Origin of the sequence: Actinocorallia sp. B10E7 (assembly GCF_039871655.1) — a bacterium.
In the GTDB taxonomy this organism is placed as follows: domain Bacteria; phylum Actinomycetota; class Actinomycetes; order Streptosporangiales; family Streptosporangiaceae; genus Actinocorallia.
The window spans coordinates 97,913-114,767 of the sequence record NZ_JBDPLZ010000010.1 but is presented as its reverse complement, the minus strand read 5'-3'; the positions used below and the strand labels follow the sequence as shown (position 1 = coordinate 114,767).

Here is a 16,855-nt window from a genome sequence, read left to right as displayed (position 1 = left end):
CTTGAACTGAAACATATGAACCCATAGTTTTAATGTTATGGGTGAACAGAAGGTGGCCGTCCGGTTGAGCGGCGTCCGCAAGAGCTTCGGCGCCGTGGACGCCGTCACCGGCGTCGACCTGGAGATCCACGACGGCGAGTTCTTCTCGATGCTCGGCCCGTCCGGCTCCGGCAAGACCACCGTCCTGCGGATGATCGCCGGCTTCGAGCAGGTCACCGAGGGCACCATCGAACTCGCCGGACGGGACGTCACCGTGCTCCCCCCGTTCGAACGCGACGTCAACACCGTCTTCCAGGACTACGCGCTCTTCCCGCACATGACCGTCCAGCAGAACGTCGAGTACGGGCTGATGGTCGCGAAGGTCGGCAAGAAGGAGCGCCGCGAGCGGGCCGAGAAGGCCCTGGCGTCCGTCCGGCTGGAGGGCTTCGGCAAGCGCAGGCCCTCCGAGCTGTCCGGCGGGCAGCGCCAGCGCGTCGCCCTCGCCCGCGCCCTCGTCAACGAGCCGAAGGTGCTGCTGCTGGACGAGCCGCTCGGCGCGCTCGACCTCAAGCTGCGCGAGCAGATGCAGGTCGAGTTGAAGGCCATCCAGCGCCGCGCCGGGATCACGTTCCTGTTCGTCACCCACGACCAGGAGGAGGCGCTGACGATGTCCGACCGCGTCGCCGTCTTCAACGCCGGGCGGATCGAGCAGGTCGGCGCCCCCGCGGACGTGTACGAGCGGCCCGCGACGGAGTTCGTCGCGAACTTCGTCGGAACCTCCAACCGGATCGGCGACGCGCACGTCCGGCCGGAGAAGCTCCACCTCGAGACCGACCTGGACGTCACCCCGCGCGACGGCGACCGCTCCGTCCTCGGCACCGTCGCCGAGGTCGTCTACGCCGGTGCCGTCACCCGCTTCGTCGTCGACCTGGAGGACGGCGCCCGCGTCATCGCCGTCCAGCAGAACCTGCAGACCTCCTCCACAAGCGTCACACGGTTGCGCGGCGCGCCCGTCCGCCTCTCGTGGCGTCCCGACCACGAGTTCTCAGCCTCCTGACCGGCCCCGTCCCCTCCCTTTCAAGGAGATCCCCCATGTGGTCCAAGCGTCTCGGAGCCGTCGCCTCGGCGGCCCTCGCACTCTCCCTCCTCAGCGCGTGCGGCGGTGAGGACAAGGCCGTCACCTCCGAGCAGGGCTTCAAGGTCCCCGACCTGAAGGCCGCCACGGCCGTCGGCGCCGGCGAGGGCCAGGTCAACGTCGTCAACTGGGCGGGCTACGTCGAGGACGGCTCCACCGACAAGAACGTCGACTGGGTCACCGAGTTCGAGAAGAGCACCGGCTGCCAGGTCAACTCGAAGGTGGCGGGCACCTCCGACGAGATGGTGACGCTGATGAAGACCGGCGAGTACGACCTGGTCTCGGCCTCCGGCGACGCCTCGCTGCGGCTCATCGCCTCCGGCGACGTCGCACCCGTCAACACCGACCTCATCCCCAACTACGCCGACGTGTTCGAGGGCCTGAAGAACAAGCCCTGGAACTCTATCAAGGGCGTCTCCTACGGCGTGCCGCACGGCCGCGGCGCGAACCTGCTGATGTGGCGAACCGACAAGGTGACGCCCGCGCCGGACTCCTGGGGCGCGGTCTTCGACGCGAACTCCCCCTACAAGGGGAACATCACCGCCTACGACTCCCCCATCTACATCGCCGACGCCGCCCTCTACCTGATGGCGGCCAAGCCCGAGCTCGGCATCAAGAACCCGTACGCGCTCGACCAGCGGCAGTTCGACGCCGCCGTCGGCCTGCTGAAGCAGCAGAACGGCCTCATCGGCGAGTACTGGTCGGACTACACCAAGGAACTGCAGGCGTTCAAGAGCGGCGACTCCGTCCTCGGCACCACCTGGCAGGTCATCGCCAACCTCGCCAAGGCCGAGGGCACCAAGATCGACGTGACGCTGCCCAAGGAGGGCGCGACCGGCTGGTCCGACACCTGGATGATCTCCGCCAAGGCCAAGAACCCCAACTGCGCCTACAAGTGGATGGACTGGATCATCTCCCCGAAGGCGAACGCCGCGGTCGCCGAGTGGTTCGGCGAGGCCCCGTCCAACACCAAGGCCTGCGCCGAGACCGCCGACAAGAACCACTGCGACACGTTCCACGCCGCCGACGAGGACTACTTCTCCAAGGTCCACTACTGGACGACGCCGATCGCCCAGTGCCTCGACGGCCGCACCGACGTCAAGTGCGTCGACTACTCCCAGTGGACCAGGGCCTGGACGGAGATCAAGGGGTGACATCCGTCCCGGTGGGTCGTCCGGCGCTGCGGCGCCGGGCGGCAGCCCTGCTGCACAGGCGTCCGGGGCTCCGCCTCGGGCTGCTGCTGTCGGCCCCGATGACGTGGCTGGCGGTGGCCTACCTCGGCGCGCTGTTCGCGATGTTCCTGTCGGCCTTCTGGTCGACGGACGTGTTCACGGGCGAGGTCGTCAAGGAGTTCACCCTCCAGAACTTCCAGGACGTCCTCACCAGCCCCGTCTACCTGAGGATCGCGCTGCGCAGCGTCGGGGTGGCCGCTCTCGTCACCGTTCTGTGCCTGTTCATCGCCTTCCCGATGGCCTTCACGATGGCCAAGGTCATCGCGCCCAGGTGGCGTTCGGCGCTCGTCATCGCGGTGCTGACGCCGCTGTGGGCGGCCTACCTGGTGAAGGCGTACGCGTGGCGCGTCATGCTCGCCGAAGGAGGCCTCGTCGAATGGGTGCTGCGTCCTCTCGGGCTGGAAGGCCCGGGATACGGGCTGACGGCGACCGTCCTGGTGTTGACGTACCTGTGGCTCCCGTACATGATCCTGCCGATCTACACGGGCCTGGAGCGGCTGCCTGCGTCCCTGCTGGACGCCTCCGCCGACCTCGGGGCACGTGCCGGACGGACGTTCCGCAAGGTCGTACTGCCGCTGACGTTCCCGTCCGTCGTGGCGGGCACACTGTTCACGTTCTCGCTGTCGCTGGGCGACTACATCACCGTGAAGATCGTCGGCGGGAAGAGCCAGCTCATCGGCAACGTCGTCTACGACAACATCGGCGCGGCCAACAACCTGCCATTCGCGGCGGCCGTCGCGACGATCCCGGTCGTCATCATGCTCGTCTACATCCTCGCCGTCCGTCGTACCGGCGCCCTGGAGGAGATGTGATCCTCTCAAGAAGCACCCGCCTGGCGTTGCGGACCGTCCTCCTCCTGGGCTTCGCCTTCATCTACGTCCCGCTCGCACTGGTCCTGCTGAACTCCTTCAACGCCGATCGCGCGTTCTCCTGGCCTCCCGGCGGCCTCACCATGAAGTGGTGGTCTCTGGCCGCCGACAACGAGGGCGCGAAGCAGGCGGTGTGGACGAGCGTCAAGGCTGGCCTGGGAGCGACGGCCATCGCGCTCGTCCTGGGCACGATGATCGCGTTCGCGGTGCAGCGCTACCGGTTCTTCGGACGCGACACCGTCTCCCTGCTGGTCGTCCTGCCGATCGCGCTGCCCGGCATCGTGACGGGCATCGCGCTCAGCAACGCCTTCCAGATCGTCCTCAAACCGCTGGGCATCGGCCTGGGCCTGTTCACGGTCATCGTCGGCCACGCCACCTTCTGCGTCGTGACGGTCTACAACAACGTCCTGGCCAGGTTGCGACGTCAGGGCACCCGCGTGGAGGAGGCGTCCGCGGACCTGGGCGCCGACGCCTTCCAGACCTTCCGGTACGTGACGTTCCCGCTGCTGCGCCCGGCGCTGCTGGCAGGCGGCCTCCTGGCGTTCGCGCTGTCCTTCGACGAGATCATCGTGACGACCTTCACGGCAGGTCCCGGCGTCACGACCCTGCCGATCTGGATCTTCAACAACCTCTTCCGCCCCAACCAGGCCCCGGTGATCAACGTCGTCGCCGCCGTCCTGGTCGTGGCGTCGGTGGTGCCCGTCTATCTCGCCCAGCGCCTCTCAGGGGGTGCCGACCGCAAGTAAGACCGTGGCCTACGTGGTAATTTCGGCGAGTTTCTTGTAGCAGGTCAGGGCGGCCGCGAGGGTGTCGACGCCTTCATCGCCGCGGTCCCCTGCCGATCAGCTGGTCGCGGGTTGTTCGTCGTCCATGATGTCCAGCCGGATTCTGATGGCCTGGGCCTCCGGCGCCCCGATCTCCTGGAGCAGATCGAACGCCTGCCGCCAATGGATCCGCGCCGCCTCCGGGCCGTTCACGTGCAGAACCGCCGAACCGATGCCATCGTGGATCCGGCCCTCTTGGAGCGGGTCGTCGAGCGCCCGGGCGAGGTGGAGGGCCTCCTGGTAGGTGTCCAAGGCCTTCGCGTGATCGCCGAGGCCGCATTCGGCGTCGGCGATCCCGACCAGCGCTCGCATCAGTTCCTGTGATTCGTTGACGGCTTCGGCCATTTCATAGGCTCTGCGGTGATGAATGATGGCCTCGCTGTGCTGCTCCATCTGCTGATAGCTGGCGCCGATGCTGTTGAGGGTGCTCGCGACGTTCCGCCAGTCGCCGAAAGCGCGGAAGACGACGATGGCCTCCCGGAAGTGGTCCAGGGCGCGGCCGTATTCGCCCTTGTAATGCCGGATGCTTCCGAGATTGCTGCGGATGATCGCCTCGTACTGGCGTCCGACGATGCCCGTCAGCATCTGCAGGGACTCGAGATAAAACGCCATCGCGTCTCGGTGCAGGCCGCGATGGCGGAGCACCTCACCGAGATTGTTGAGTGTCATGCCTTCACCTCGCCTGTCGCCGACAGTCCGGAATGCGACGAGCGCGTCGTTGAGATGTCGGGTGGCTTCCGTGTAACGGCCGAGCTGGGAGAACACTATTCCGGCATGACTGAGTGCGTGCGCCTCGCCGGACAGGTCCCCGATTCTGCGGTAGATGGTTCGCGCTTCCTGGTGATGGGCCAGTGCGTCTCTGGCCTGCCCGGTGGACCAGTGAAAGACGCCGATCCAGTCGACGGCCTCGGCCTCCGCCGCGGGATCTCGCAGAGCGCGGAACTGTGCGGCCGCGTCGCGTCCATGCCGCAGCGCCTCCTGGGGACGGCCGCTCCGGAACATGACCAAGCCCAGTTCGAACAGGGCTTGACCGATGCCGTGCCGGTCGCCGAGGTCACGGAACGCCTGAAGCGCGAGAGCGTTGGCGTTGGTCGCCTCCTCCCACAGGCCGGACGCCTCCAGGTACCGGGACATCGCCATGATGAGGTCCGCGCCGGCTCGCTTCCCTTCATGGCGTATCGCGTATCGGGCGACGGCCAGGGTGTTCATCCATTCGGATGCCAGGAACTCACGGGCGGTCGGAATATCGGGCGACTCACCGGCGGGGGGTCCGCTGAGCCGGCGGCGGAACGGATAAAGGGCGTGGTCGGCGGCGCGTGCGTGCGTCAGGTGGAACGCCAGGAGCCGTTGCACGGCGCGACGCCGGGAGGCAGGCGTGTCTTCCGCGTAACCGCGATCCCGTGCGAAGGATCGGGTCAGATCGTGCAGGGTGTACCCGCCCTGATCGTCAGGGCTGAGGAGGTGGTGGTCGATCAGCGAGTCGATGCTCGACCGCGCGTCCGGGAGGGCGACTCCCGCCTGGACGGCCGCCGCTTTCACCGTGATGCGCGGACACGGGCTGAAAGCCAGGTGACGCAGCATGGATTGCTCGGCCGAGCCGAGCCGCCGGTACGACAGCTCGAACGCGGCCATCACCGCGGAGTTCTCGGACGGCGGTGCCGTCCCGGTCTCACTCGACGCCAGGTCCGCGACGAAGGCCGAAGCGTCGCCCGCATACCGGTCACGCAGCGTCGTGGCGGCCAGTCGAATGGCCAGCGGGAGATTCCCCAGGCGCCGGACGATCTCCGCGTCCGCGGAGTCCCGGCCCAGGCCCGTCCGACCGGCCGCCCGGGTCAGGAGCGCCGTCGCGTCCTCGGAGCCGAGCACACCGAGCGGGACGTGCCGGGCGTCGCGCACGGCGCGCATCCCGCGTCTGCTGGTGACCAGGACATGGCAGCCGGAGGAGTGCGGGATGAGCGGCACGATCTGCGTTGCCTCGGCGACGTCGTCGAGGACTATGACGGCCCGGCGGTCCGCCAGTTCGCGCTGCCAGAGGGCCGCGCGTTCCGCCGGCGAGTGCGGGACGCACTCGGGTGGTATGAGAAGCATGCGAAGGAGTTCGGAAAGCGCCGCCGCGGCGCTCAGGGGCGGTTGTTCGAGATCGTGGGACCGCAGGTTGAGGAACAGTTGGGCGTCGGGATGCAACCGGGTGAGGACGTGCGCTGCGGTGACGGCGAGGGCGGTCTTGCCGACGCCCGGCATTCCCTGGATGACCTGGACCACCGGGCCGGTCCGATCGGCCGCGACGCGAACCAGCTCGGCCAGCTCGGTGTCGCGGCCCAGGAAGGTCTCGGGAAGCGGCGGAAGCGTGTGCGGCTGTTCATCACGGGTCGTGCGGTACCTCGGTGTGACGGCGAGGTCCAGATCCTGCCGGAGGATCCGCTCATGGAGCGCACGCAGCCTTTCACCCGGCTCGGAGCCGTAGGTTCGGCGCAGTAGAGCCCGTGTGTCCTGATAGACCTTGAGCGCGTCGACCTGCCGGTCACAGCGGTACAGGGCGACCATCAGCTGCCGGGCCAGGCTCTCGTCGGTCGGATGCCGGGCCGCCAGCAGATACAGCTCGCTCACCACGTCCGCGTGCCGTCCGCGGCGCAGCTCCAGTTCGATGCGTTTCTTGCGGGCCGCCCGGACCTCCTCCGACAGGCTTCTCCGGATGTGCTGCATCGATCGCCCCGGCAGGCCCGCGAGCGGCTCGCCCTGCACCTGGTCGTCGGCCTCACGCAGCAGGGTGATGGCCCGGTCGTCGTCACCGCTCGCGCTGATCGCCACGGCCTGCTTCCGCAGCCTGCGGAATCGGTGCAGATCGACTCGTTCGGGATCGGCGTGAAGGGTGTATCCGCCCGTCTGCGCCGTGATCTCCACGACCGCGCCGCCCGGCCGCCGGAAGCGGCGGCGGAAGTGGGAGATGTAGGTGGTCAGGGTGTCCCGGGCCCCATCGGGCGGTTCGTGGTCCCATACCCGCTCGATGAGCGTTTCGGCTGTCACCGGCCGGCCGCACTCCAGCAGGAGGATCGCGAGCACGCTCTGGTGGCGGGCGCCACCGAGATCGCAGGGCCGGCCGTCCCACATCACCGACAGAGGTCCGAAAAGTCGCGCGGCGTCCATCCTGCCTCCGGCGAAACGCTGGGCTCAGTCGTCCGGCTCCATTGTCCCCGCCGTCGGCGTGAATTTCTTTCAGGGTTAAACATTTCTTATACGACGAATGTCCAGATTGGGACAGTGAGTTGCACTTGCCACAAAGTGCGAGAAACCGACCACCGAGGCACCGACGTTTCGGACATGAGACCACAAGGATGGTGCATGTCCCCATACCGCCAAGATTCCGAACAAATACGACCTATAGCGAATCGGCCAGCCATTTACCTTCCTGCTCTATAGTGAGGATGTAAATGTTCCATCCCCCAAAAATCGGGAGGAAGAGATCAAAGCTCCAACGGCAAAGCGTTCCCTTCTGCTGCTTCTCTCGGCAGTGGCGTGTTCGCTGTTCACTGCCGGGCCCGCGGCCGCAGCAGTGAACGCGGGGATCGCTGGACCCTCGGTGGTTCCGCAGGTTTCGGGCCAGGCGCCCTCCTGCGAGGGAATCGGCACCGAGTCGGTCATATACATGGTCATCTACATGGTCCGCTTCGGCGGGCCGGCGACCCCTCCGGGCATGGAGAACGACTGCCCCGTCGCCATGACCATCTGATGTGAAGGAATCGGTGAACGGGTGGATTTCTACCCGTTCACCTCGATTGCAGCTAAGACGTCCAGTGCGCTGCAGCCCGAACGTCCACCTCCGGGGGTGAAGCTCTGCCCAGTGGCCCGAGCGGGGCCGGACGGGCGGAGGAGAAACGGTGGACGAGGGATGGGGCCGGGGGCCTTTCGGGCCCGGGGCGGGGAGAGGCGCCACGTTGCCGGTGGCGAAACGGGTCCTGGTGGTCTTTCACCATTTGACGGCCGTGAACCGACTGGCGGACGTGATGACGCTGATCGAACAAGACCACCGGGTGCAGGTGGTGTACACGGTGATGCCGACGGCGGTGCTGGCCGAAGGCGCGGCGCGCTACCTGCGAAGGTCCGGGGCGGTGGGGATCTCCTGGTCGCAGGCGGTGAACACGCGGTTCGACCTGGCCGTGGCGGCCGGGTACGGCGAACTGGAGGCCCTCAACGCTCCGGTCATGATCGTGCCGCACGGCGTGGGGCCCTCGATGCTGAGCCGGCGTTGGGAGGGCGATGGGCCCCTCGCGGCGCTGCCGGTGGCGGGACTGCGGCCGGAGACCCTCGTCGGGGGCGGCCGGGTGATCCCGTCACTGCTGGCCGTGGCACGAGACGACCACCGTGACCGCCTGCTGCGGTTCTGTCCCGAGGCCGCCTCCGTCGTCAAGATCGCGGGAGATCCGGCCCTGGACCGGATGACGGCCAGCGAGCACCTTCGGGAGACCTACCGAGAGGCGCTCGGAGTCCGTCCCGGCCGGCGTCTCGTGGTGATCTCGTCGACGTGGGGGCCTCGGAGCCTCCTCGGCCGTCATCCGGATCTGCCCCGCCGTCTGGCCGCCGCGCTCCCCGAACGGACCCACCGGGTGGTGATGGCCGTGCATCCGGCCGTGTGGGCCTGGCATGGCCGCCGGCAGGTCCTGGCCTGGCTGAACAGCGCGTTCCAGGCGGGCCTGAGCGTGCTGCCGCCGGAGGAGGGGTGGTCGGCCGCGCTGGTCGCGGCCGACGAGGCCGTAGGGGATTTCGGCTCTGTGACCTGTTACTCGGCGGCACTGGGTCTGCCCGTCACGTTGGCGGCGTTTCCGGACGCGGACGCGGTGCCGGACGCACCGGGCGAGTTGCTGGGGCGGGAGGCGGCCCGGCTCGACCCGGGATCGCCTGTGCTCCTGCCGGACGCGCGCCTCGCCGGGCGGGCCGTGACGGGAATGCGGGAGCGTGTGACGTCCCGGCCGGGTGAATCCGCACGGATCCTCCGCCGGGCGATGTACGAGATCATCGGCCTTCCCGAGCCGGCGTGCGAAGCGCGGTTCCCGGCACTGGCCGTGCCGCGGCCCATCAGAGTGGAGGCCATCCGATGAAGCCGGCCTTCACGACCGTCCGGCTGCTGACCGGAGGGTGCGGGACTGTGGCCGGTGCGCTGGTCGTCACAGGCGGGCGCCGCGTCCTCCTTCGAGCGGAGTTCGTCCGCCGTGCGGTCCTTCCACGTCACCGGCCCGGCGGGCACGTTGACGAGCACCTCGTGGCCGCCGCGGACGATGCCCGCTGGGCTCGCGTCGCCGACGTGCTGGTCGCCTGCCGCGATCCTGAGGACCTGACCGGGCGGAGGTTCCCCGGCCGGGCCCTGACGGTGAGGCCGGGACGGGGAGGGGCGGTCGTCGTGAGCCGGGTCGGCGGACCGGTCGTGCTGTCCGGCCCGGGCGGTGCCGAAGGTCTTTGCGGTTCGTTCGCCCATGCCCTGCTCACCGCAGGAGTGCCGTTGGAGGCCCTGCGCTCGGCCGTTCTCACGGCGGTCGGGCCCGGGTCAGGTCGGGGCGGCTCCACCGGGTCCGGCGTCGTCGAGGGCGGCGAGCTGAGCGGCGGCGTCGTGCCGACCGGCCGCGCCGATCCGGGTGAGGAGCTCGACCGCCCGTTCCAGGTGGCCGCGTCTGGTGGAGACGTCGGCGGTGCGGTCCGCCAGGTCGGCGAGCGCCAGCTCGGCGTCGGCCTGGATGAGGACGGCGCCGCAACGCCTCGCCCGGTCGAGGGCCTGGTCCAGTGACGTGCGGGCCGGGCCCTCCTCTGCGAGGGCCAGCTGGACGTCGGCCAAGGCCAGCAGGATCCTGGCCTCGTGGTGGTCGTCGCCGCGCGCGGCGAAGTAGGCGCGTGCGGCGGTGAGGTGCTCTGCGGCCTCAGCGTGCCGGCCGAGACGGCGGAGCGCCTCACCGAGTCGGCCGGTCATCAGTGCGACGCCGCGCGGCCGGCCGAGGGCGCGGTGGACGGCGAGCGCCGCGGTGAAGGTCCGCACTGCCTCGTCCGCGTGGCCGTCGGCCAGCCTGGCGCGGCCGAGGCCCTCGAGCGCCGCCGCCTCACCGAGTGCGTGCCCGGCCTCCTGTGCCACTTCGACGGCTTCCTCGCAGAGCTCGGCCGCGGCGGCGGGATCACGGAGCTCAAGCCGTGCGTCCCCGAGGCCGACGAGCATCCTGGCCTGGGCGGGAGCGTCGCCGCGGATCCGGGCGGACGCGAGACCGAGGGTGTGGCTGTCCAGCCAGGCCCGGTAGTGCTTGCGACGGCCGAACAGGCTCCGCAGTGTCTCGGCGAGCTGCCAGGCGGCCTCGTGCCGACCCCGGTCGGCCGCGGCGCGCTGGAGGGCGAGGAGCCCGGGAAGCTCGGATTCGAGCCAATCCAGAGCCTCGGTCGTGCCGGGGAACGCGTCCTTCGGCACGTGCGCGTACGCCTCCCCCAAGTGCCAGCGGCCAGGGTTGACGACGATGTCGGCGGTCGCCGCGGCGAGGATGCGGTGCCGGAGGAGCCTGTCAAAGGCCTCGTCCCTGGCCTCCTGTGCCTCGAAGAGCTCCATCAGGTCGTCCGCGTAGAGCCTCAGGAGGTCGTGGAACCGGTAGACGGCCGGGGTCTCCTCGGTGATCAGGTGTGCCTCGGCGAGTTCTTCGAGCCGGGCGTCGGCCTCGGCGGTGCCGCCGCCGTCGAGCGCCGCGGCGGTTCCGGCGTCGAAGCGCGGCTCCGGGTTGATCGCCAGCAGGCGGAACAACCGTGCGGGACCGGGTGCCAGGCCGGCGTAGGAGATGTCGAAAGCGGCGCGCAGGGAGGCGTCGTCATCATGGCTGAGAGCGGCGAGCCGACCGCGTTCGTCGACCAGTTCCTCGACGATCCGCGCGATCGGCCAGCGGCCGCGGACCTTGAGCCGGGCCGCCGAGGTGCAGACGGCGAGAGGAAGCCGCTCGCACAGCCGGACCAGTTCACGTGCGGCCTCCGGTTCGGCACCGGTCCGCCGCTCGCCGAGCATCCGGGTCAGCAGCTCAACGGCGTCGATCTCGTTCAGCGAGCCGACCGTCACGAAGGAAGCGCCGTCCAGGGCCAGCCCCGACAGCCGTCGCCGGGTGGTGACGACCACGATCGACGAGCCCTGGCCGGGCAGCAGGGGACGGACCTGGGCGGCCGTGACCGCGTCGTCGAGCAGGACGATCAACCGGCGTCCGGACGTCAGCGACCGGAACAACGCCGCCTGTTCGCTCATTTCCAGCGGGATCCGGCCGGGCGGCGTTCCGAGGGCGCGCAGGAACGCCTCCAACGGAACAGATGGCTGCACCGGTTCGGCGGAACCCGGCGTCCGCAGCTCCGCGAAGAGCTGCCCGTCGGGGTACAGCTCCCGGATCTGGTGCAGCCAGGCCAGGCCGAGAGAGGTCTTACCGACCCCGCCGGGGCCCGTCAGCACGATGACCTGGGGGCTGCCGTCGTGAGCGGTCTCCCGGATGCCTGACAGTTCCGCCAGTTCGGCGATCCGGTTGGTGAAATGCGCGGGACGGGCTCGGAGCTGCGCCGGCGGCGGCACCCATGAACGAGCCGAGATGTGGATGCCGCCGTGAACGGACCCGGCCTGCACCACCGCTCCTGCCGCATCGCCGTGGAACTCGTTGTCGCTCCCCATGCCGCCGCTCACCGTGTCCCGCTCGCGGGGCTCCGCTCCACCGCGGTTCACGTGACCGTGAGGCCGCCGTGGACGTCGCGTGCCTGGACGACGGTTCTGGCCTGGCCGTGAAAGGTGTTGCTGATGCCGTCGCCGGTCACCTGGTTCCACAGATCGCGGCACTGGAGCTCGAAAGCCGGATCCCCGGCGAACTCCTCGTGCAGGGCGGCGGCGGCCGACTCCGGCGTCTCCAGCGCTCGAGGCCGCCCGGCCAGACGCTCTCGGACTCTGCCGACGAGAACGCCCAGTGCCGTCCCGGTGGACTCGCCCGCACCCGTTGCGATTCCGGTCGCGACGGCACCGGCGATGGCGAGCGTGATCGGATCCATGGACTTCCTCCGAGAATCTCTTTATGGGATTCCGATCAGTCCACCATGGTTGTGCGGTTCTTACCAGTGCCCAGTCATCTGTGCGGAGGCCTGTCATGCGCGTCCGCGCCTCGCCGGCCGCGAGCCGGTTCACTCCGGCAACGCCTCCGGCCTCCCGTCCCCGTACCAGTCGTCGAGCATGAGATCGAGAGCCGCCAGGTCGGGATGGGCGAGGAGTCCCTCGTATCCGGCCCGTTCCTCCTCCTGCAGCACGAGCTGCCGCATCCTCGCGTTCACCACCCGCACGACGTCATCGGTGGCCTGGTGCCACTGCTCGGCGATCTCCCTCATCCGTGCGATCTCTTCATCCCTCATACCGACACACCTACCCTCCCAAATCCACCCAAACTCCTGGTCCGAGGGCGGATCGTGCTCGTCACGAGCATGGCGCGGTTCCCCGACCCCGGCAGCCGAACCCCGGTCGCCGTCCTCACGCTCAGGGCCGGACACGCCGTGCGGACGGGCCGCGGAACGCAAGAGAGGCCGGTGCGTCCCGGCCGGGCCTTGTCAGTCCAGGCAGAACTCGTTGCCCTCGGGGTCGGTCATCACGATGAAGCCGGCGCTCATCGGGGGCTCGGGCTCGTCGCGGCGTACCCGCGTGGCTCCCATCGCGACGAGCCGGGCGCATTCGGCCTCCAGCGCCGCCATCCGCTCCTCCCCCTGCAGTCCGGGGGCCGCGCGGACGTCGAGGTGGACGCGGTTCTTGGCGACCTTGTCCTCCGGCACCCGCTGGAAGAACAGGCGGGGGCCGTGCCCGTCCGGGTCCTCGATGGCCGATCTCGTGTTGCGCTGCTCCTCCGGTACGCCGATCCGGGCGAGGAAGTCGTCCCACGCGGCCAGCGGGTCGGCGCCCTCGGGCAGGTCGACGCCGGGCGGGCCGGGATGGACGTAGCCCAGGACGTCGCGCCAGAAGGACGACAGCGCCCGCGGGTCATGGGCGTCGAAGGTGATCTGGATGTGGCGGCTCATCGGGTCGCTCCGTTCGTGTCGGGTCTCGTGCGCGGCGAGAGGACGTCCGCGTCCATGGAGCCACCCTGTCACCCCCGGCGGACAGAATCGGTCCGTCAGGGGTCACCGGCGGTGATGAGCGGAGTACGACGGAACGAAGGTGAGATCATCCTGACGGGCGGGGCGACCCGCAGCGGCTACTGGAACCGGATGCGCGCCGACGTCCTCGGCCGACCCGTGACGCTGCGGGAGAACGCCGAGCCCGCCCTCGGCATGGCGCTGCTCGCCCAGGGGCTCACCGCGCGGAGGGCTCGCACCCGCACGAAAGAAGCACACGATGACCGATCTCGTCCTGGTCCGGCACGGCCAGACCGTCTGGCACGCCGAGAACCGCTATGCCGGTGTCAGCGACATCGCGCTGACCGGCGAGGGGATGCGGCAGGCCGAACGTCTGGCCGTCTGGGCCAAGAGCGCCGAACTCGACGCGGTGTGGTGCTCCACGTTGAGCCGCGCCCGCGTCACCGCCGAGGCCGCCGCGCAGGCCGCGGGCGTCGACCTGCGGGTGGACGCGCGGCTGCGCGAACTGGACTTCGGCAGCGGCGAGGGCCTGACCAAGGCCGAGATGCGGGAGCGTTTCCCCGCCGAGCGCGCCGCGTTCGAGGCCGACCCCGCGGCCAACCCGCTGCCCGGCGGCGAGGACCCGTACGCGGCGGCCGAGCGGTTCCTGTCGTGCCTCGCCGAGATCGAGGGCGGCCGGGTCCTGGTCGTCGCGCACACCACCGCGATCCGGCTGACGCTGTGCCGGCTGCTGGGCATCCCGCTCCGCGAGTACCGGCGGCGGCTGCCGCGCCTGGACAACTGCGCCCTCACCGAGATCCGGCTGCGCGAAGGACACGCGGCACTCCTGCGGTACAACTCCCCCACCCGGTGACGGAGCTCTTCCGTGACCATCGGGATTCTCGCCGCAGACGACCATGGCCGTGCGGTTCTTGCCAAGACCAAGTGCGACAGCGAAGGTCCTGCAGCCAAGTGGACGTTCGGGCGATGCTGGAAGATTCCTGATGATCTACCCTGCGGTGATGTCCTGGGAACCTCCCGGCGGAAACCGGCCGCCGCAGCCGCACGACCCCGTTCCCTCGGTCCCGCACGGCTTGGCCACGCACCCGGACGCCCCTCGGCCCCGGGGCCGGAAGAAGAGCGTGACAGCCATCGCGGCCCTGCTCTTCGGGACGTTCGGCATGGTGCCGATCGCCGTGCCTCTCGCGATCGCCGCACTGCTCAGACTGCGCAGGAGCGGAAAGTCCGGCAGCAGCCTGGCGATCTCCGGCCTCCTGCTGTCGGCCGGCTGGACCGTGATCGGCGTGGTGGCGGCCCTGCTGTTCATCGGCGCCACCGCTTCTCATCGCACCTCCCTCAGCGGCGTCAGCTTCTCGGCCCTGAAGGGCCGAGCTCACAGCTCTTCCTCACACCTGGCGGGTGTGGTTCAGGCCGCGTCATCGGCAGCGTGACTCACTGCCCAGACCCACCGCGCTGGGCGATGTTGCGGCCTGCGTTCACATCGGCGTGCTCAGCGAAGCCACACGACGTGCAAAGGAAGGTGGACTGATCAGGCCGGTTCTTCCGGCTGATGTGGTGGCAGCGGCTGCATTCCTGCGAGGTGTGGCGGGGATCGACGAACATCACCGGCACCCCGGCCAAGGCTGCCTTGTAGGAGATGAACGCACCGAGTTGGGCGAAGGACCAGGAATGCAGGATGACCCGCTGGGGCTTGCGCAGCCGTACCCTGTCGCGGATACCGCCCAAATCCTCCAGGGCGATACCGCGGCAGGTGCGTTGAGCCTCGGTCACCAACTGCTTGGCGATGCAGTGATTGGTGTCGGCCGCGAAACGCGCCTCCCGGCCCGACAGCTTGCGCAGCAGCCGCTTGGCGGGCCTGGTGCCCTTCTTCTGCAGCTTGCGGCGCAGCCGCCGGTTCTTGTGCCGGACCTGGTTGAGGTGCCTGCCGGCATACCGGGTGCCGTCGCTGGTGGTGGCGATGTTCACGATCCCCAGATCCACACCCAGGAAGCCGACCGGGCCGCGCAGACCGGGTTCGGGGACCTCACAGACCGCGTACAGGTACCAGTTCCCGCCCCGCAGCACCAGGTCGGACTCCCCGCGCCGGTGGGCGGCGAGCATCTTCAGCTGGGACGGCGAGCACTGGAACCCGATATCCCTCACGCGGCCGTGGACGGTCCAGATCGAGACGGTACGGGCCTCGGTCTGCCAGGACAGTGACCGGTCGTCGAACGGCTGGGCTGCGTCCTTGCGGAACCGGACCGGCTTGGACTCCACCGCCTTTCGCCGCTGGGAGCCCTCCCGGCCGTAGTTCCCGGCCTTCAGGTTCGCCTTCAAGGTCGCATAAGCCCCGGCGGTCTTGCGCACGACGTGCAGGGCGGGCTGGGCCGACAGGCCCAACGCCTTCACCTCCGCGTACACCAGCCGCTGAAGCGCCCGACCACTCTTGACGCCGCTGTCGAACGCGCGACGGGAGGCGTGGTTGGCGGCCCGGTTGCAGGTGTGCAGCGTCTCCCGCAGAGCCACAGCAGTGGCCTCGTCCGGGAGGAGCTTCACCTGCATCACGAGCTTCACACCCACAACGTAGCGTGTTGCTCCTGTCACCGAGATGGATTCCGGACTCTGATGTACGCAGGGGGCGAAGTGTCGTCTACAACCTGCATATCCATCTTGTCTTCGTCACCAAATACCGGCGTGGTGTCCTCACCGACGCCCTGCTCACCCGCTGCGAGGCGGTCATGCGGGACGTGTGCGCCCAACTCGGCGGAGAACTCCGCGAGTTCAACGGCGAGGACGACCACGTGCACCTCCTGGTGCACTATCCGCCCAAGCTCCCCGTCTCCGCCCTCGTCAACCGGCTGAAAGCGGTGTCGGCGCACTACCTGCGCAAAGAGTTCGACCAGCACGTCCGCCGCTACCTGTGGGGCGATCACCTCTGGTCGCCGTCGTACTTCGCCGCATCCTGCGGCGGCGCACCACTGACAATCGTCAAGGAGTACATCGAACAGCAGAAACACCCCGACTGACAGTGATGATGTTCGTGGTGGCGCTGCGGGTGGGTCTGACCCGCCGACTGACAGTGAGGACCCGGTGGATGATCGAGGGCAGGCTGTCGCCTTCGATCGGGGGCCTGCCGGTCGCGGCGAACAGCATGTTCGTGCCCCAGGCCCAGATGTCGACGGCGGTCGTGGCGCGCTGCCCCTGGAACAGCTCGGGGGCCATCCAGCGGGGGTTCCCTTGAGGAGGGTCGCGCTGCGGGACATCTCCTCGGTGCGGGCTATGCCGAAGTCGATGACCCGGGGGCCGTCGGGGCCGAGCAGGACGTTCGCCGGTTTCAGGTCGCGGTGCACGACGCCCGCCTGATGGATGGAGGCCAGCGCGGTCGCGATGCCGATTCCGAGATGGAACAGCTCGTCAGGGCCGTAAGGGCCGTTGCGTTCCACCCAGGACTGCAGGTCCGGGCCGGGGACGTACTCGCTGACCAGGTACGGCGGAACGTAGTCGAGGTCGGCCTCGATCAGGCCGGCGGTGCAGAAGGACGCGACCTTCCCGAGCGCGGCGACCTCTTTACGCAGCTGGTCCCGGTAGAAGTCGGTGATCGTGTCGGCGTGCAGGGCCTTGACGGCCACACGCGTCCCCTCGGGGTCGTAGCCCTCGTAGACGACGCCCTGGCCGCCGGCGCCGAGCCTGCCCGCGAGCCAGTAGGAGCCGAGATGGCGGGGATCCGCGGACAGGAGGGGTGCGACC

The 16,855-nt window shown here is 69.3% G+C and carries 16 protein-coding genes and 1 pseudogene; 11 read left to right on the top strand and 6 right to left on the bottom strand.

From position 1 onward, the window contains the following. The first annotated feature begins 37 nt into the window (after window positions 1-37). Genes ABGB12_RS28505 through ABGB12_RS28490 form a run of 4 tightly spaced genes read left to right on the top strand, consistent with a single transcriptional unit; the run spans window position 38 to window position 3,961 of the window. Window positions 38-1,036 (top strand): ABC transporter ATP-binding protein, encoded by a 999-nt coding sequence (locus ABGB12_RS28505; protein WP_347682559.1) that lies wholly within the window; start codon window positions 38-40, stop codon window positions 1,034-1,036. A gap of 35 nt (window positions 1,037-1,071) precedes the next feature. After that, entirely contained in the window at window positions 1,072-2,268 is a 1,197-nt protein-coding gene (locus tag ABGB12_RS28500; protein WP_347682558.1) for an ABC transporter substrate-binding protein, read from the top strand. Next, on the top strand, window positions 2,265-3,158 hold the full coding sequence (locus ABGB12_RS28495) for an ABC transporter permease (protein ID WP_347682557.1): 894 nt from the start codon (window positions 2,265-2,267) through the stop codon (window positions 3,156-3,158). Before ABGB12_RS28500 ends, ABGB12_RS28495 begins: the two co-directional genes overlap by 4 nt. Beyond that, window positions 3,155-3,961 carry an ABC transporter permease gene (locus ABGB12_RS28490; protein ID WP_347682556.1) on the top strand — a complete coding sequence of 269 codons (807 nt, stop codon included), beginning with the start codon at window positions 3,155-3,157 and terminating at the stop codon, window positions 3,959-3,961. Before ABGB12_RS28495 ends, ABGB12_RS28490 begins: the two co-directional genes overlap by 4 nt. Window positions 3,962-4,057: 96 nt before the next feature. Here ABGB12_RS28490 and ABGB12_RS28485 read toward each other — a convergent pair whose 3' ends face one another. Continuing rightward, a complete protein-coding gene (locus ABGB12_RS28485; protein WP_347682650.1) occupies window positions 4,058-7,147 on the bottom strand; it encodes a tetratricopeptide repeat protein in 3,090 nt (1,029 codons plus the stop codon). A gap of 469 nt (window positions 7,148-7,616) precedes the next feature. On the opposite strand from ABGB12_RS28485, the gene ABGB12_RS28480 reads away from it, so the two are divergent. Together ABGB12_RS28480 and ABGB12_RS28475 are read left to right on the top strand one after the other, a co-directional pair. Beyond that, window positions 7,617-7,766 carry a hypothetical protein gene (locus tag ABGB12_RS28480; protein WP_347682555.1) on the top strand — a complete coding sequence of 50 codons (150 nt, stop codon included), beginning with the start codon at window positions 7,617-7,619 and terminating at the stop codon, window positions 7,764-7,766. Between the two features lie 253 nt (window positions 7,767-8,019). Then, complete coding sequence (locus ABGB12_RS28475; protein WP_347682554.1) at window positions 8,020-9,132, top strand: hypothetical protein; 1,113 nt, start codon at window positions 8,020-8,022, stop codon at window positions 9,130-9,132. Window positions 9,133-9,575: 443 nt separating this feature from the next. On the opposite strand, the gene ABGB12_RS28470 is transcribed toward ABGB12_RS28475, so the two are convergent. The 4 genes from ABGB12_RS28470 to ABGB12_RS28455 all read right to left on the bottom strand — a co-directional run bounded on the left by ABGB12_RS28470 (window position 9,576) and on the right by ABGB12_RS28455 (window position 13,072). Further along, complete coding sequence (locus ABGB12_RS28470; RefSeq protein WP_347682553.1) at window positions 9,576-11,696, bottom strand: tetratricopeptide repeat protein; 2,121 nt, start codon at window positions 11,694-11,696, stop codon at window positions 9,576-9,578. 47 nt (window positions 11,697-11,743) lie between these two features. Beyond that, complete coding sequence (locus ABGB12_RS28465) at window positions 11,744-12,064, bottom strand: hypothetical protein (protein ID WP_347682552.1); 321 nt, start codon at window positions 12,062-12,064, stop codon at window positions 11,744-11,746. 129 nt (window positions 12,065-12,193) lie between these two features. Beyond that, window positions 12,194-12,418, bottom strand: coding sequence for a hypothetical protein (locus ABGB12_RS28460; protein ID WP_347682551.1), 225 nt, complete (start codon window positions 12,416-12,418; stop codon window positions 12,194-12,196). A 192-nt stretch (window positions 12,419-12,610) separates the two neighbouring features. Further along, entirely contained in the window at window positions 12,611-13,072 is a 462-nt protein-coding gene (locus ABGB12_RS28455) for a VOC family protein (RefSeq protein ID WP_347682550.1), read from the bottom strand. Here ABGB12_RS28455 and ABGB12_RS28450 point away from each other — a divergent pair. The 3 genes and pseudogenes from ABGB12_RS28450 to ABGB12_RS28440 all read left to right on the top strand — a co-directional run. Then, a pseudogene (locus ABGB12_RS28450) lies at window positions 12,986-13,327 on the top strand (hypothetical protein); the annotation flags it as partial. The gene ABGB12_RS28455 and the pseudogene ABGB12_RS28450 sit on opposite strands and share 87 nt — an antisense overlap. A gap of 61 nt (window positions 13,328-13,388) precedes the next feature. Next, window positions 13,389-13,982 carry a histidine phosphatase family protein gene (locus tag ABGB12_RS28445; RefSeq protein WP_347682549.1) on the top strand — a complete coding sequence of 198 codons (594 nt, stop codon included), beginning with the start codon at window positions 13,389-13,391 and terminating at the stop codon, window positions 13,980-13,982. 148 nt (window positions 13,983-14,130) lie between these two features. Beyond that, complete coding sequence (locus tag ABGB12_RS28440; RefSeq protein WP_347682548.1) at window positions 14,131-14,559, top strand: DUF4190 domain-containing protein; 429 nt, start codon at window positions 14,131-14,133, stop codon at window positions 14,557-14,559. Window position 14,560: 1 nt separating this feature from the next. On the opposite strand, the gene ABGB12_RS28435 is transcribed toward ABGB12_RS28440, so the two are convergent. After that, a complete protein-coding gene (locus tag ABGB12_RS28435; RefSeq protein ID WP_347682547.1) occupies window positions 14,561-15,682 on the bottom strand; it encodes a transposase in 1,122 nt (373 codons plus the stop codon). Between the two features lie 38 nt (window positions 15,683-15,720). On the opposite strand from ABGB12_RS28435, the gene tnpA reads away from it, so the two are divergent. Continuing rightward, entirely contained in the window at window positions 15,721-16,134 is a 414-nt protein-coding gene (gene tnpA, locus ABGB12_RS28430) for an IS200/IS605 family transposase (protein WP_347682649.1), read from the top strand. Between the two features lie 5 nt (window positions 16,135-16,139). Beyond that, on the top strand, window positions 16,140-16,349 hold the full coding sequence (locus tag ABGB12_RS28425; protein WP_347682546.1) for a hypothetical protein: 210 nt from the start codon (window positions 16,140-16,142) through the stop codon (window positions 16,347-16,349). Window positions 16,350-16,855: the final 506 nt, after the last annotated feature.